General features: G+C 62.6%; 13 protein-coding genes and 1 pseudogene. 8 read left to right on the forward strand and 6 right to left on the reverse strand.

Annotated features, from left to right (window positions below):
* Nucleotides 1–126 precede the first annotated feature (126 nt).
* The 3 genes from AUJ55_12030 (at nt 127) to AUJ55_12040 (ending at nt 2910) form a co-directional block, all read left to right on the forward strand.
* The gene (locus AUJ55_12030; protein ID OIO54284.1) at nt 127–1059 is read left to right on the forward strand and encodes a hypothetical protein; all 933 of its coding nucleotides are present in this window, start codon (nt 127–129) and stop codon (nt 1057–1059) included.
* A gap of 3 nt (nt 1060–1062) precedes the next feature.
* Nucleotides 1063–1689 carry a hypothetical protein gene (locus tag AUJ55_12035; protein OIO54256.1) on the forward strand — a complete coding sequence of 209 codons (627 nt, stop codon included), beginning with the start codon at nt 1063–1065 and terminating at the stop codon, nt 1687–1689.
* Nucleotides 1690–1788: 99 nt separating this feature from the next.
* Nucleotides 1789–2910, forward strand: a complete 1122-nt coding sequence (locus tag AUJ55_12040) for a succinyl-diaminopimelate desuccinylase (GenBank protein ID OIO54285.1) — start codon at nt 1789–1791, stop codon at nt 2908–2910.
* Nucleotides 2911–4297: 1387 nt separating this feature from the next.
* Here AUJ55_12040 and AUJ55_12045 read toward each other — a convergent pair.
* A complete protein-coding gene (locus AUJ55_12045) occupies nt 4298–5077 on the reverse strand; it encodes a hypothetical protein (protein OIO54257.1) in 780 nt (259 codons plus the stop codon).
* 39 nt (nt 5078–5116) lie between these two features.
* On the opposite strand from AUJ55_12045, the gene AUJ55_12050 reads away from it, so the two are divergent.
* The 3 genes from AUJ55_12050 to AUJ55_12060 all read left to right on the forward strand — a co-directional run bounded on the left by AUJ55_12050 (nt 5117) and on the right by AUJ55_12060 (nt 7220).
* On the forward strand, nt 5117–5587 hold the full coding sequence (locus AUJ55_12050; protein OIO54258.1) for a tRNA-specific adenosine deaminase: 471 nt from the start codon (nt 5117–5119) through the stop codon (nt 5585–5587).
* Between the two features lie 185 nt (nt 5588–5772).
* Nucleotides 5773–6405: a hypothetical protein gene (locus AUJ55_12055; protein ID OIO54259.1), complete on the forward strand. Its 633-nt coding sequence runs from the start codon at nt 5773–5775 to the stop codon at nt 6403–6405.
* Nucleotides 6405–7220, forward strand: coding sequence for a hypothetical protein (locus tag AUJ55_12060; protein ID OIO54260.1), 816 nt, complete (start codon nt 6405–6407; stop codon nt 7218–7220). Before AUJ55_12055 ends, AUJ55_12060 begins: the two co-directional genes overlap by 1 nt.
* A gap of 33 nt (nt 7221–7253) precedes the next feature.
* On the opposite strand, the gene AUJ55_12065 is transcribed toward AUJ55_12060, so the two are convergent.
* From AUJ55_12065 to AUJ55_12075, 3 genes are all read right to left on the reverse strand, one after another.
* The gene (locus AUJ55_12065; GenBank protein OIO54261.1) at nt 7254–9641 is read right to left on the reverse strand and encodes a hypothetical protein; all 2388 of its coding nucleotides are present in this window, start codon (nt 9639–9641) and stop codon (nt 7254–7256) included.
* Nucleotides 9642–9784: 143 nt separating this feature from the next.
* Entirely contained in the window at nt 9785–10540 is a 756-nt protein-coding gene (locus AUJ55_12070) for a hypothetical protein (GenBank protein ID OIO54262.1), read from the reverse strand.
* Between the two features lie 122 nt (nt 10541–10662).
* Complete coding sequence (locus tag AUJ55_12075; protein OIO54263.1) at nt 10663–11607, reverse strand: hypothetical protein; 945 nt, start codon at nt 11605–11607, stop codon at nt 10663–10665.
* A gap of 49 nt (nt 11608–11656) precedes the next feature.
* Between AUJ55_12075 and AUJ55_12080 the strand changes: the two genes are divergently transcribed.
* Complete coding sequence (locus AUJ55_12080; GenBank protein OIO54264.1) at nt 11657–13558, forward strand: ABC transporter ATP-binding protein; 1902 nt, start codon at nt 11657–11659, stop codon at nt 13556–13558.
* 178 nt (nt 13559–13736) lie between these two features.
* Here the strand turns inward: AUJ55_12080 and AUJ55_12085 are convergent.
* A pseudogene (locus AUJ55_12085) lies at nt 13737–13975 on the reverse strand (antitoxin).
* Between the two features lie 89 nt (nt 13976–14064).
* Here AUJ55_12085 and AUJ55_12090 point away from each other — a divergent pair.
* The gene (locus AUJ55_12090) at nt 14065–14430 is read left to right on the forward strand and encodes a hypothetical protein (protein ID OIO54265.1); all 366 of its coding nucleotides are present in this window, start codon (nt 14065–14067) and stop codon (nt 14428–14430) included.
* A 232-nt stretch (nt 14431–14662) separates the two neighbouring features.
* Here the strand turns inward: AUJ55_12090 and AUJ55_12095 are convergent, their stop codons facing one another.
* Nucleotides 14663–14851 carry a hypothetical protein gene (locus AUJ55_12095; GenBank protein ID OIO54266.1) on the reverse strand — a complete coding sequence of 63 codons (189 nt, stop codon included), beginning with the start codon at nt 14849–14851 and terminating at the stop codon, nt 14663–14665.
* Nucleotides 14852–15230 lie beyond the last annotated feature (379 nt).

Raw genomic sequence — 15230 nt, forward strand, 5'->3', positions numbered from 1 at the left:
ATAACTTCAATGCAGTTAGTTTGTTCATTGAGGGGGGAGGGATAACCGATGCAGCTGCGCCAATTCACCAGAAAAACCACCCAATCCGTCGAGGGCATCATGGTCGCACCGCGATCGTGGGATGAAATGTCGGGGGTCTACCCCAACGCCACCGAAACGCAGCCGACCCTGTTGGCCGTCGGGGGTGGCAAGGGGGGGGTCGGCAAGACCCTGGTGACCACCAGTATCGGGATCGCTATGGCCCAACAGGGCAAGCGCGTGGTCCTGATCGACCTCGATTTAGGGGGGGCGAACCTTCATTCCAGCCTCGGGGTACGCGACAGCCGCGCCAGCCTCAACGATCTGTTCGGCAGCGCCGAACAGCTGGGCGATTTGGTGATCGAGACCGGGATCGAGGGGCTGGGGATGGTCAGCGGTGCCCACGACGCCCTGAACATCGCCAATCTGCCGTTCCAGCAAAAAGAGAAGCTGGTGCGCCATCTGCGCAAGGTCGATGCCGACTACGTCATCCTCGACCTGGGGGCGGGGACCACCTACAACACCCTCGACTTCTTCATTGCCGCCGACATCGGCATCGTCACCACCATCCCCGAACCGACCTCCATCGAGAACACCTACTGTTTTATCAAAAGTGCCTTTTTCCGCCTGCTCAACGCCCCCGGCCAGCCTCAAGATGTGCGTCAGGTGATTCAAGAGGCGTTGCTGCGTCGCCACGATGATGCGCTGAGCATCCGTAGCGCCTCCGATCTGGTGCGGGAGATCGAGCGGATCGATCCGGTCTATGGCCGTACCTTGAAGATCCGGCTGCGCCAGCTCGATCTGCGTTTGGTCCTCAATCAGGTGCTCGATACCGCCGACATCCAACTTGGCCGTTCGATGGAGATGGTGACCCGCCGTTATTTCGGGCTGGAGATGCCGGTGCTTGGTTGCATCCTGCACGACCGCTCGGTGCAGCGTTCGGTGCGGGCGCAGCGCCCCTTCATGTTGGAATACCCCAATTCGCGGGCGGCAGCGACCTTCGAACAGATCGCCCGCAGCGTGATGCAGGGCGAGGAGTAAGACGTGTCCTCGAACGAAACGACACCAACCCACTACGAGCTGCTTGGGGTCTCCCGCAAGGCCAGCGGTGTCGAGGTCGCCTCGGCCTACCGTGCCGCCAAGCAGGCCTGGGATCCCCAATCCCTGGCGGTCTATTCCCTTTATTCCCATAACGAGTTGTCGGCGATCAACCATCAGCTCGACGAGGCCTACCGTACCCTCTCCGACCCCTTTTTGCGCGCCCGCTACGACGCCGCTCTGGCGGGACAGGAACCCACCGGCCCGGCCGCGATGGGGACGCCCACCCTCTCCGAGGTCTCGCCGGGGGAGGAGCAAATGGCCCAAGAGGAGGCGCCCCACGAGCTCGATCCCGCCCTATTGGAGGAGATCGAGCAGACCGATTGCTTCGACGGCCCCCTTCTGGCCCGCATTCGGCAAGCCAAGGGGATCTCCATCGAAGAGATCGCCGACCGCACCAAGATTGGCCGCAATCATCTGCGCGAGATCGAGGCCGAGCAGTTCAGCCGCCCCATCGCAGCCGTCTACCTCAAGGGTTACCTCAAGCAGTATGCCCTGGTCATCGGTCTAGACCCCGACAGGGTGCTATCGACCTACCCCTCGCTCCAAAATCACGGCAATTGGGTGGGGTGACGCCGACGGGCCTGTTTCCCCGCAAGGGTCGGGGTACACTGCCGCCCCCAGGTCACCATCGAGGAATTCCCCCTTATGAACTGCGCCCCCACGGCCTCCATGCCCGATTGTTGCGATCCGGTTGCCCTTGCCCAAGCGCTGATCCGCTTTGCCTCCGTCACCCCCGAAGACCACGGTTGCCAGGCGGCGTTGGCCGATTGGTGCATCACCCTCGGTGGTCGGGTGGAGTGGATGCCATTTGGCAACATCACCAATCTGGTGGTCCGCTTCGGCGCCGCCGAAAACCCCCGTTTCTGCCTGGCCGGGCACACCGACGTGGTGCCGGTGGGGCGTCCCGAATCGTGGACGGTTGCCCCCTTTGGTGGGGAGGTGATCGGGGGATTTCTCTACGGGCGTGGGGCGGTCGACATGAAGGGGGCCATCGCAGCCATGGTGGCCGCCATCGCCCGCGAAAAACGGGGGGGGGGTGACCCTGAGGTGATCCTGGTGATTACCGGCGACGAAGAGGGGGACAGCGTCGACGGCACCGACAAGATGCTGCACGCCCTGGCCGCACGGGGCGCGCTGCCGGAGCAGGCGGTGGTGGGGGAGCCGACCAATCCCACAAAATTGGGGCAGACGATCAAGAACGGACGGCGCGGCACCGTCAACGGCACCATCACCATCCTGGGGATGCAGGGGCATGCCGCCTATCCGGCCCAGGCCGACAATCCCATCCACCGGGGTCTTCCTGCGCTGCATGAGCTGGCGAGTTTAAAACTCGACGACGGCTACCCCGGGTTTTCTCCGACCTCGATCCAGATCACCAACCTCAACGCAGGCGTCGGGGCGAGCAACGTCATTCCGGGGCGGATGAGCGCCGTGGTCGACATCCGCTATAGCCCTGCCATCAATTTTGCCGGGATCGAGACGGCGATTTGTCAGGTGCTTGAGCGTCATAACCTGCGCTACGAGCTTGAGTTGGTCCACCACGGCGTCGCCTTCGCCACCCCCCCCGGCCCTTTGGTCGAAAAGGTGCGGCAAGCGGTTGTTCGCCATACCGGCATGGAGCCGGAGCTTTCCACCTCAGGCGGCACCTCCGATGCCCGATTTTTCAAGGTTTACGGGGTCGAGGTGGTCGAGTTCGGTTTGGTGGGGCAGAGCATGCACCGGGCCGACGAGCGGACCGCTGTGGATGACCTGGAGCGACTGACCGAGATCTATCGGGCGTTGTTGCGGTAGGAGATTTTCAGAGGCGGGGGTCGAAAACCAACCGTAGGCGCCACGAGGCTGCGTGGCTTTCGCCCCCCTTTCATTTCAGGCGCTTACGCCCTTGATATGCGCACGCATCCAGCGCTCGTCGGGGATCTTAGGGAAGCGCCGATTGATGTGGCGCTTCCGAGTGGCCCAAGGATGGGCTGCCAAAATAGCGCTGTCGTAGGAGGCGATAGCGCTGTCGTAGGAGGCGACCCCGTCGCCGAAGCCCTGCTGAAAAAGGCAGTATGCCTCTAATCAGCGCTTCCTTAGAGATGCCCGCTGGGTTCCCCCGCTGGGTGAAGGGGCAGGGTTGGGGGGCGTGGGTAAGTTGAGATGCGCCTGTTCTCAGAAGATTGCGACGGCGTTTGGCGCATGACAGTGTCGGCGATGATCGACCCATGCCGTTGTTGGGCGCAAAGTAACGCGGTCGGCTTGGAGCGTTAGCATCCCCCTTGGCGGGGGTGTGGCTCCTGGGGTCGGTGGCCCTTGGCTCGCTCGACCTTGAAATGCCGCCCCCGACTGCAACCTTATTGAAGAGCCGAAGTTGTAGGCTCGGACCCCGTTCGCGAACGGCGGGCCAAGGGTTGCCCACAGGCACGGATGTTCGGTGACAGGAGCGGTGGGATTATGCGGCAGGCAGCAAGGAGGACACATTCCAGATGGTTTCAATCCACACGGACTTAATCCTGGATTGCAATAATGACGAAGTTTTCTCGCGTAGGACCTTTTGCTTTTGTGGCCCTTATGAGCGCGTGGACTGCTATTTTTAGTGCGGCTATCGTTGCCATATATTATGTAAAAACGGCAGATCTTATGATGAAAATATCAATACCAACATTTGCTACTATCGTTGTGCCCATAATCATGGGATGCGCCATTGGCTATGGCGGTGCAATTGTAGTGACTGCTTGCACCGGAAACAAAATAGCCAACAACTTGATAATTGTAATGTCGGGAGGACTGGGGAGCATGATTACCCCGTTAATAATTTGGTGGCACCTCTAGGAGTCTGTCGGACTTGAGATCGTCCTACTCGGCAATTGCTCCTGCATTGCTCTACCTCCTGCATCCATGCGGTCGTGCGCCGGCGGGTAATCGGTCCAAATTTCCCCGGTTTTTCGTCACATAGCCACCACTATGATCCTCAAAACCGTGAAAATTTGGCCTCGATTCCCCACTCGGCTCGCTACGGACGCTCAAGCCCGACAGACTCCTAGGAAGCGCTGATCGAAGTGGTGCCCTCTCGATGGAGAAACAATAAATAATCGACGTTCCAGTCGTGGCTGAGTGGCCTAGGCATCTTTCTACTTCAACGAATAAAAAAACCGGCACTAAGGCCGGTTTTTTTTGTTACAAACGCCCCCTCAAACCGCTATTTATCTGCCAACCACTTCATCAACTCCTCTACCGTAAAATGACCCGCATGAATCCGTCCATCGGGGGCGATCAGGGTGGGGGTGCCCATGATCTCTTGGCTGTCGGCAAATGCCACTACCTTGTCGATGGGGGCGGTGCAGCCGGGGCGGGGGGCGGGGGGATTCTTGCCGAGTAGCATCCAGTCTTCGAACGCTTTCAAGGGATTGGGGGCGCACCAGATGGCGCGGGCATGTTCGGGCGCCTCCGGGTGAATCTGCTCGATGGGGCGCAGCAAAATGTGAACCCGAACCTGCTTGGCCTTGACCAGCTCCTGCTCCAAAGCCTTGCAATGGGGGCAGTCGGGGTCGGTCAGCAGCGCCACCTCAGGAGCATCTTTGGGGCCCCGGTCGATGGCGGCATCGAGTGGTACTGTCATCCATGCGACCCGTTTGATCTCCTCTCCACGGCGGCTGGTGATGTCGATTTTCTCTTGGGTGTCGACGATCCGGCCCAAGAAGAGGTAGCGACCCGTTTGGTCGCAATAAGCCAGTTTGCTCCCCACCACCAGCTCGAAAATCCCGGGTACCTCGGGCATTTCGCGGATTGTGTCGATCTTCAGATCGGGTAGGGCGGCCCGGATGCGCTGCTCGGTGGCTTGATCCACCGCTTGGGCAATGCCGTGTATCGACATGAGCAGAACAAGGGCTGCGAGCAGGGTGCGTAGGGGGCGGGGGGCGAGAGGCATGACTTCTCCATGGTCGTTTTTGGATTGAAAATCGGTCGGCCGTGCCATCATACCGATCTTTGCCCCCCTCCATACCCCTGGAAACCCGCCATGAGCCACGAAACCTTCATGCGCCGCGCCATCGAGTTGTCGAAGCAAAGCCTGTCGCTGCAAGGCAACGGTCCTTTCGGGGCGGTGATCGTTCGGGAGGGGGTCATCGTTGGGGAGGGGGTCAATCAGGTGGTGACTACCCCCGATCCCACCGCCCATGCCGAGGTGGTTGCCATCCGCGCCGCCGCTGCTGCGCTCAACCGCTTTGATCTGAGCGGCTGCACCCTCTACACCAGCTGCGCCCCCTGCCCGATGTGCCTGGCCGCCGCCTGGTGGGCCCGGATCGAGACGATCTACTACGGGGCCGAGCCGGAGGATGCGGCAGCGGTGGGGTTCGACGATGCAGCGTTTTTCGAGCAGATGCGTCTGCCTGCCGCTGGTCGGGCTGTCCCGGCCATTGGGCTGTTGCGGGGCGAGGCCCAAAGGGTGCTCAAGGCCTGGGGCGAGGCCGAGGAGCGGGTTCTGTATTGACAGCGGGTACGAATGAGAGCCTCTAAGGAAGCGCCGATTGAATAGCGCTTCCGAGCGACCCAGGGGTGGGTCGCCACAATAGCGCTGTCGTAGGAGGCGACCTAAGTCGCCGAAGCCCTGCTGAAAAAGGCAGGAGGCCTTTGTTCAGCGCTTCCCAAGTTTCAATCCGGCCATTTGGAGCCTTCATGAATGCCCTTCCCCCCGTCCGTGCGACGGTGTTTTACGACGTGATTTGCCCCTTTTGTTACATCGGTGACCGCCGTCTGGGACAGATGCACGACTACTTCGACCTAAGCGTCGATTGGCGCCCCATCGAGATTCATCCCGACACCCCCGAGGCGGGGCGGGCGGTGGCCGATTTGGGGTATCCCCTTGAGCAACTTCAGGCGATGCAGGCCCATCTGGCGCGGATGGGGCGGGAGGAGGGGATCGACCTGATGCAGCTGGAGCGGGTCTCGAATTCCCACCGCGCCTTGCTACTGCTGGAGGCGGCGCGGGATGAGGGGGAGGGGTTCTTTGCCGCGCTGCAAGAGATCCTCTTTCACGCCTTTTTTACCCTGGGGCGCGACATCGGTGATCCTGCGGTGCTCAAAACGTTGGCCGCCCAGGCGGGACTCCCCCTCGAAACGGTCGAATTGGCCTGGAACGATCCCATTTATGAGGAACGACTGGCCGAAAACCAGCAGTGGGCCAAGAAGATAGGGGTACGCGGAACCCCTACCGTCATCTTCAATGACCATTTGGCGGTGGCGGGGGCGGTCCCCCTGAAAACCTTGATGCAGGCCGCCGCCGAGGCGCTCGGCCAGACGGCCAACTGATGGGGTTGTCTCCGGCGGTTGTGGGCGGCTATGAACCCTGGAACACCCTGGGGCGGGGTCGGATGCTTCATTTTGGGGATGACGGCGACACCAGCGTCGAGGTACGGGAGGAGGGGCGCTACCGCTGGCTGACCTTCTCGGGGGGGGCGCCCCAAAGTGCGTTGGACCGGGAGGAGCCGGGGCGGCTGGTCTTCGAGCACCTGCACTGGCTCCAGGGGTGGATGCTCTTTCGCGACCTCCCCAAGCGGATGTTGATTCTGGGGCTCGGGGGGGGCGATTTGGTCCGCTTTGCCCTGACGGCGCTGCCCGAAACCGAGATCGTTGCAGTCGAGTGGAGCCAGCCGGTGATCGAGGCGGCCCATCAGTTTTTTCATGTGCCCCGCGTTGAGCCCCGGTTGCGGGTGGTGCAGGCCGATGCCTTTGGCTGGGTTGAGCAATGCCAAGAGCGGTTCGACGTGGTGCTGATGGATCTGTTTGCAGGCGACCTAAGCCCGGTCGACCGCTTGAGCGTCACCTGGTTGACGGCGCTGCAAACGATTCTGACCCCCGATGGGGCGGTGGCGCTGAATTTGATTCCGGGGCGGGCGGGCGACACCCAGACGGTGGCGCGGCGGCTGCGCATTGTGTTTGGGGGCGAGGCCTACACCCTGACCGCCCCCCGCAGCGGGAATCTGGTCATGCTCGCCTTCCCCTGGCTCGCACGGCGGGCGGCGCAGTCGATGGAGCGGCGGGGCAAGGTGTTGCAGGTGCGGTTGGGGATCGACTTCAAGGCGATGGTGCGAAGGTTGCGGGCCGACAACCCCGGACTGAGCTGAGGTTGTGATGGGTCGTGGTGGAGGGGCGCTGGGTTAATCCACCGGCCAAACAAAGTGCTCTTCTTGGAACAATCGAACGCAGGCCGCCACCACCTCGGCGTCAAAGAGGGTGCCTGCCCCCTTTTGAATCTGCTCCAGCGCCGCCACCTGTCCCAAAGAGGGGCGGTAGGGGCGGTGGGACGAAATCGCCTCGACCACGTCGGCCACCGCCACAATGCGGGCCTCTATGATGATCCGATCCCCTTTTAAGCCTTGCGGATAACCGCTGCCGTCGAGCCGCTCGTGGTGTTGCCGGGTGATGTCGGCGATGGGCCAGGGGAAGTCGATCCCCTTGAGGATCTGATACCCCGCCTCGGGATGAGCCTGAACCAGTTTTACCTCCAACTCGTTTAAGCAGGCCGGTTTGCTCAGGATCTCGGCGGGGATCTGAATCTTGCCGATGTCGTGGATCATCGCCCCGATCCGAATCCCCTCCTGTTGTACCTCATCCAATCCCAACTCTTGAGCAATGGCACCGGCCAGCGCAGCCACCCGCCGTTCGTGACCGGCAGTGTAGGGGTCGCGCAGCTCCACCATGGCCGAGATCGCCGCCACGGTGCCGTCCAAGGTTTGGTCGATACGGGCCAGGGTTTGCTCCAAGGCGTGTTTGCCGGCGACCTCGGCGGCCCGCAGCCGCTGTCCGGCGATGCCGAACGCCAGGTTGTTGGCCAGTTCTTGCAGCAGGGGTTTGGTGTTGGGGGCGAAGGGGTCGGGGCTATTCGATAGCAACACCAGGGTGCCCAGCTCCTGCCCGTTGTGGCGCAGCGGCAGTAGCCCCAATGCGCCGTGGGGGCGTGCGGGGACGAGACAGGTGGCAAACCCCTCTTGCAACGGGGAGGGGTGACAGTTGTGCAGAAGCCGGGCCGCCTGCTGGGGCTCGATTCCGGCGGCGGTGCGCACCACGCCCCAGAGGGGCTCGGCCCCGTCGTTCGAGGGGGGGACGGGGGCACAGACCCAGGCGGCCTGAAAAACATTGGATTCGACCACCACCCGACAAACCGTGGCGATCAGGGCCGATTCATCCTCGGCCTGGACCAACGCGAGGTTGCTGCCGCTGAGGATCCGTAGCGCCAGGGTCAGTCGGTCCCGTTCATGCTCGGTGGCGAGCCGTTCGGTAATGTCTTCGCTGTAGGCCACCCCCACCGATTCCGAATCGGGCAGGTCGAGGGGGGCGCCGCTGACCAGGATGTGGCGCACCAGCCCATTTTTACAGCGGATGGAAACCGGGACGTCACTCATTGGCTCACGCCCCATCAATACCGCCTTCATCGCCTGCTGCGCCCGCTGGCGGTCGGCATCGTCCGCGAGCAAATCGAGGAGCGACATCCCCACCAGCTCCTCTTGGCTGTATCCGTTGTGCCGCGAGGTGGCGCGATTAACCAAGGTAAAACGGCCCTGGCGGTCGAAGGTGTAGATCGGAATCGTGGCGTGGTCGAGGACGGCTTGTAGGAAGGTGTTGCTGGTTTGAAGGGCACGACGACTGCGGTCGCGGGCGAGCCGGGCGCCGATCATCCCGGCGGCGGTGCGCAGCAGCTCGGCCTCGGCGGAACTCCAGCGCCCGGTTTGCCGGGTATCGTCAAACCCCATGAAGCCGTCGATTACCCCGTCGGGGGCGACCAGGGGGACCACCACCAGAGGGCGAATGTGCTGCCGACGCAGCAGCGCCTGTTCCGCCCGGGCCTCTTCGGGCATGGCGTCAACATCGGCGATGAAGAGCGTCCGTTTATTGAGGATGTGCGCCATCCACCAGGGGAAAGGCTCAAACGATTGCCTTTGCATTTGATCGATTTGGGGCGTGACTCCCGGCGCGCACCACTCGTGGGTGTTGCTGATCGTGTTGCTGTCGGCATCGAACAAAAAGAGGTAGGCCCGGTCGGCTTGGGACGCTTGGCCCAAGGCTGCCAAGCCGGCATTTAGGTCGAGATCGGTCTCGGCCAGAAGAACCGACAGGCGGTTAAGCGCCTGCTCCAAACGCTGGTGTTGCCGCAGGGTGTTCTCGGCCAGCGTGCGCGGTGAGATGTCGCGCAAAATGCCCAACGCATAATGAATGCCGTGGTGATCGAGGGTGGAGAGCGACAACTCGATGGGGAGGGGCTGGCCGTTTTTGTGGATGGCGGTCAGTTCCAAGGTTCGCCCCAACATGGGGCCGAGCCCCGAATGGCGAAAAGCGGCAAGCCCTTTGTGGGCCTGGGTGCGTTGCATCGGGGGGACCAGGGTGTCGTGCAGGTGGCGACCGAGCAATTCGTCGGGGGTGTAGCCGAGCAGGGTGGTCAGGGCGGGATTGGCGTAGACCACCATGCCGTCGTCGTCCATGAGGATGACGGTATCTCGGGCTGCGTCGGCCATGCCTTGAAACAAAATAGGGTCGAGGGTGGAGGGCAACGCAGACTCCTTGTCGATCGGGGGGGAAGCTCCATCCTCTCTTTTTCAGAACCGCTTGGGAATCTCTTTTGAAACAGGGGGTTGAGACCGGTCGTTCGAGGGGGGGGCTGAGGCGGTGGGGTTGAACCCCTAAAAATCGGGGATTAAACCAGGAAGGGGCGTCCGTCTCGCCAGACCGCGATGCGGTCGCGCCCCCGATCTTTGGCGGCGTACATCGCCAGATCGGCCTGACGCAGCAGATCGTTCAAATCGCGCCCCCCGCGTTCACATTCGGTCACCCCGATACTCACAGTCAGGTGAACCTGCCCCTGTTCGATGGCAATGGGGGCCTGCTTGAGCCCTTGGGCGATACGCATGGCCAGGGTTTGCCCCCCTTCGAGCCGGGTATGGGGCATCAGGATCGCGAACTCCTCCCCCCCCATCCGCCCCACCACGTCGACCGCACGAACCTGCTCACGCAGCACCTCGCCAAAGACCCGTAGCGCCCGATCCCCCGCCTCGTGGCCGTGCAGATCATTGATCCGCTTGAAGTAGTCGATGTCGAGCATCAGCAGGGTGATCGGGAAGCTATAGCGACTTGCCTGATGCATCGCCTCCTCGGCCAGCTCGAAGAAGTGACGACGGGTTCGGGCGCCGGTCAACTCGTCGGTGGTGGCCAAGGTGCGCAGCTCGCGATTGAGCTTCTCTAACGCCAGCAGGTGTCGATAGGTTTGATAGGTGTGGATTGGGGCGAGCAGCAGGGGGATGGCGATGGCCAGGGTGACCCCCATAGCCCAATCCTCGACCTCCATGATCTCAAGGGTGAGGATGGTGATCGTCACCGATAGGGTCACCATGAGGGTGGAGATCAGAACCAGGGATCGGGCCATGCCGAGTCGCAAAAGGAGGGAGGGTTTCATCAATGGTGCGTCCCAGAGAAACGATGCCGAATCGAGGGAGGCACCCTAGGCGATTGGACCGCTACACTAAACGGGTAATTTGTATGCAGATAATAAAGAGGGGAGGAGGCTACGCAGGGGGGTTATGCCAGTGCGATACGATCCCGGCCCTCATTTTTGGCGCGGTACATCGCCTGATCGGCATCGCGCAACAAGCGCCCCAGGTCGGCCTGCCCCCCTTGGCTGCCGGCGATGCCGATGCTGACGGTGACCACAACCGAGCCGTGATCGATGGGCAGGCTCAGATGGCGAAGCGCCCGGCGAATTCGCTCCCCCGCCACCCGTCCCCCCTCTTGATCGGTATGGGGCAGCAGCATGGCGAACTCTTCTCCGCCGATTCGACCGATCAGGTCGCTTTCCCGTTTGACGTCGGCCAGCAAGCGTCCCAAAGCGGACAAGGCCACATCCCCCGCCTCGTGGCCGAAGTCGTCGTTGATCTGTTTAAACCGGTCGATGTCGATCATGAGCAGGGCGACGGGGAAGCGGTGCCGCCGGGCCTGGGTGAGCACCGTTTGCGCCTGTTCGAGGAAGTTGCGCCGATTCAGGCACCCGGTTAGATCGTCGATGGTGGCCAGTTGTTGCAGGGTTTTTTGGGTCTGGTCGAGTTGATGGATGACCGTGTAGGTCAAGTAGGTGTGGGGCGGAGCCAACGTCAGGGGGATGACGGCGGCAAGGCTGAGCCCCAATTGCCAGTCTTGAACGCCCAACATCGACAAAATGGCCGTTGTTAGGGCGATGGAGGCCAAAATCGCGGTCGTAGTGGCTGCGGCGATGGAGCGCCCCAGGCCGTGGTGGGTAAACAGTGAATGCAGCATGAATGACCGTGGTTTGGGGGGAATGCTTGACCGGATGGGGGGCTGGGCGGGCAGGATAAAAAAAAACCCTACGGAGCTGAACTTGCAATGTTTGGGTGTATTTAACGCCAATATTTGTTGGACGCTGCCCCCGACGAGGTTCAAAACAAGCCATCCTCCCCCCCCAAAAATCTGCCCGAAAAACCATCCATCCCCCCCCGCGATTATCCCCATCCCCCCTGTTACACTCCCGCCCCCCATCCATCATCTGCCCGGACCCTCCATGATCGAACTACGCAATCTCGAACTGCGCATCCAGGGCCGCCCCCTGCTCGACAAGGCCAGCGTCATCTTTCACCCCGGCTGGAAGGTCGGGGTGGTAGGGCGCAATGGCTGCGGCAAATCGACCCTCTTCAAATTGTTGCTCGGCCAGTTCCACGAAGAGGGCGGCGAGGTGCGGCTGCCCGCCAAACGCAACATCGCCCACGTCGCCCAGGAGACCCCCTCGACCGCTCAGGCGGCGCTCGACTATGTGCTCGACGGCGACGTTGAGCTGAGGGAATTGGAGCGCTCCATCGCGGCGGCCGAGCAATCGGGGGACGGTGCCGCCATCGCCGGACTGCACAGCCTCATGGCCGCCATCGACGGCTACGCCGCCAAGGCACGCGCCGCCAAGATCCTCAGCGGATTGGGCTTTGCCGGTGATGCCATTGAACGCCCGGTGGCCGACTTTTCCGGAGGCTGGCGGATGCGGCTGAATCTGGCCCGCGCCCTGGTGTGTCGCTCCGACCTGCTGCTGCTCGACGAGCCGACCAACCACCTCGATCTGGACGCCGTCATCTGGCTCGAAACCTGGCTGCGGCACTACCCCGGCACTCTGCTGTTGATCTCGCACGACCGGGATCTGCTCGACCGGGTGGTCGATCACGTCGCCCACTTCTTCGAAACCAAACTGACCCTCTACACCGGCAATTACGGCGATTTCGAGCGGATGCGCGCCGAAAAGCTGGCCCAGGAACAAACCTTGGCGGCCCGCCAAACGCGGGAGGTCGCCCACCTGCGCAGCTTCATCGACCGTTTCCGGGCCCAGGCGACCAAGGCACGCCAGGTGCAAAGCCGGATCAAGGCGTTGGAGCGGATGGAGATGGTCGCCATCAGCCGCGCCGACTCCCCCTTCCACTTTACCTTCTTCCCCCCCGAGGGGTGCCCCAACCCCCTGCTGCACCTCGAAAAGGTCAGTCTGGGCTACGGCGCGACACCAACCTTGAGCGGGATTGAGCTGCCGTTGGAACCGGGGCAGCGGATCGGGCTGCTGGGGCGCAACGGGGCGGGTAAATCGACCCTAGTCAAGGGGCTGGCGGGCGATCTATTGCCGCTCAAAGGGCTGCGCAAGGAGGGTCCGGGGCTGGCGATTGGCTACTTCACCCAGCACACACTAGAAAGCCTCGACCCCGCCGCCACCCCCTTCGATCACATCGCCCGCATCGCCCCTGGCGCGCTGCCCCAGCAAATCCGCGATTTTCTCGGTTGTTACGGCTTTACCGGCGACGACGCCCTGCGGCTGGTCGGCCCCTTCTCGGGGGGGGAGAAGGCAAGGCTTGCCCTGGCCCTGGTCGTCTGGCGCCGCCCCCACCTGCTGCTGCTCGACGAGCCGACCAACCACCTCGATCTGGCCATGCGCGACGCCCTAACCCTGGCGCTCCAGGAGTTCGAAGGGGCGCTGGTGGTGGTTTCGCATGACCGCCACCTGCTGCGGGCGGTGACCGACCAGTTTTATTTGGTCGACAGCGGAGCCGTGACCCCCTTTGAGGGAGATCTGGACGACTACGCCCGCTGGTTGAGCGAGGGGGGGACACAAGAGAGGGAGGGTGATGAACCGAGCACCCTGAGCCGCAAAGATGAAAAACGGCTGGAGGCCCAGGCGCGGGCGGCGCTGGCGGCCAAAACCAAGCCGCTCAAGCAGAGGTTGGTCAAGCTGGAGGCGAGCGTCGAACGGCTCTCGACCCGCAAGGGGGAGATCGAGCAGGCGTTGAGCGACCCGGCGATCTACGAAGGGGCGGGGGGCGCCAAGCTGCCCGATCTGCTCAAAGAGCAAGGACGGATCGTCAAGGAGTTGGAGGAGGCGGAGGTGGCGTGGATGGAGGTGAGCGAGGCGCTTGAGGTGGCGGTGGGGGAGGGGGGCTAGCCTTCATGTTGTCGCCATTCCGGGGCGGCCTTGCCGAATCCGGAATCCCCCCGATGTCGAGACGCTTCGGGGGGAGCCACATCCACAACGGGGTTGGATTGTTACGATTCCAAATCGGCTCGATTCACATCCAGGCTTTTGTGCAAAACCCGCACGATTCGGCTTGAAAAATTCGGCATCAGCCCGGTTCTTGATCCCTTTCGGCCACAAAGCGCTCGTCGTTGTATTGCGCCGTATCGCTTTGACGCCCCTCCGCGATCATTCGCCGCAAGAGTTCGAGTTTGCGTTCGTCGCTTTCAAACAGGCGCAAACCTGCACGGACCACCTCTGGCGCCGAGCCAACCCGTCCTTCGGTCGTTGGCTGGCAATGAATGGATTGAAATGTTCACCCAAGCTGACGCTGGTATTTTTTGCCATGACGATCACCTCGCGGTACCAATAAATACCAAACACATTCAGATCGCAACGCAGGTTCACCGCGATGCCATCCAACAGGAGGAGTGGCCATGCGCAAATCCCCAGAGGTCGATGCCTACATCGCGGCGCAACCGCCCCAAGCGCGGCAGGCGCTCGAAACGTTGCGGGCCTGCATCCGGCGGGCGACGCCCGATGTGCATGAACTCATGAACTACAACATCCCCGCTTTTGCTCTGGTCGAGGGGGGTAAGCGCGACCAGCAAATCATGATCGCGGGGTACGCAAAGCACGTCGGGTTTTATCCCCATCCCGACACCATCGAGGCCTTTGCCGACCGGCTGGCCGACTTCACCTTCGCCAAGGGCTCAATCCAGTTCCCGTTGAACCGGCCGATTCCCGAGGACTTGGTGGAGGCGATGACGCGTTACCGGTGGTTGCAATTGCACCCGCAATGACCCCGCTTTGAAGGGCCGCGACGAAGGCAGGGCATGTCCCGCTTCCCCTGTTTCATGACCCCCCCGCAGCCGGATCCCCGCCGCGCAGCAGAACACCGCCGAGATCGAGGGGTGTTTTTTCAAGGGGATGACGGCGGCCAGATGGCCTTTTGGGAAGCGCAGGATTACCCCCCAACGACCATCTCGACCACCCGGTTCTGACCGTCGCCGACATCGAGGCCACCTGCCTCTTTTACACCCGGGCGCTGGGGATGGGGGTGACCACCTTCGGGGCGAGGCGCAAGGCGCTGACCTTCGGACGGCAGAAGATCAACCTGCACCAGCAGGGGGGGAATTCGAGCCCAAGGCGGCGCGCCCCACCCCCGGCAGCGCCGACCTGTGTTTCATCACCCCAACCCCACCGGAGGAGGTCGCCCGTCATTGGGACGCGCTCGGGCTGACGGTGGAAGCGGGGCCGGTGCGACGCAAGTGGGGCGACCGGGCCGATCCTTTCGCTCTACATCCGCGATCCCGACGACAACCTGATCGAGGTGGCCAACTCGATCGAGGGGTGAGCTGGGTGGTGGATGCTTGGGAGGGGCGGATGAAACACCCGCCCGCCGGGTTTGAGGGCAGCTGATGACGACGGGATTGCCCCTTCATATCGCGGCGAGGGCGCCGCTCCGACAAGAAAACCGACCGTTGCCCCATCGTCACGACCCGAACCCCGCGCATTCATCGGGTGCGTTGAAGGCAATCGGCCCTGCAAGCGCTGGCGGGGCGATGTATCCTCCCTCGGTCGATTGAGCGCTCCTATTCCA

Source organism: Proteobacteria bacterium CG1_02_64_396, assembly GCA_001872725.1.
GTDB lineage: Bacteria > Pseudomonadota > MNWR01 > CG1-02-64-396 > CG1-02-64-396 > CG1-02-64-396.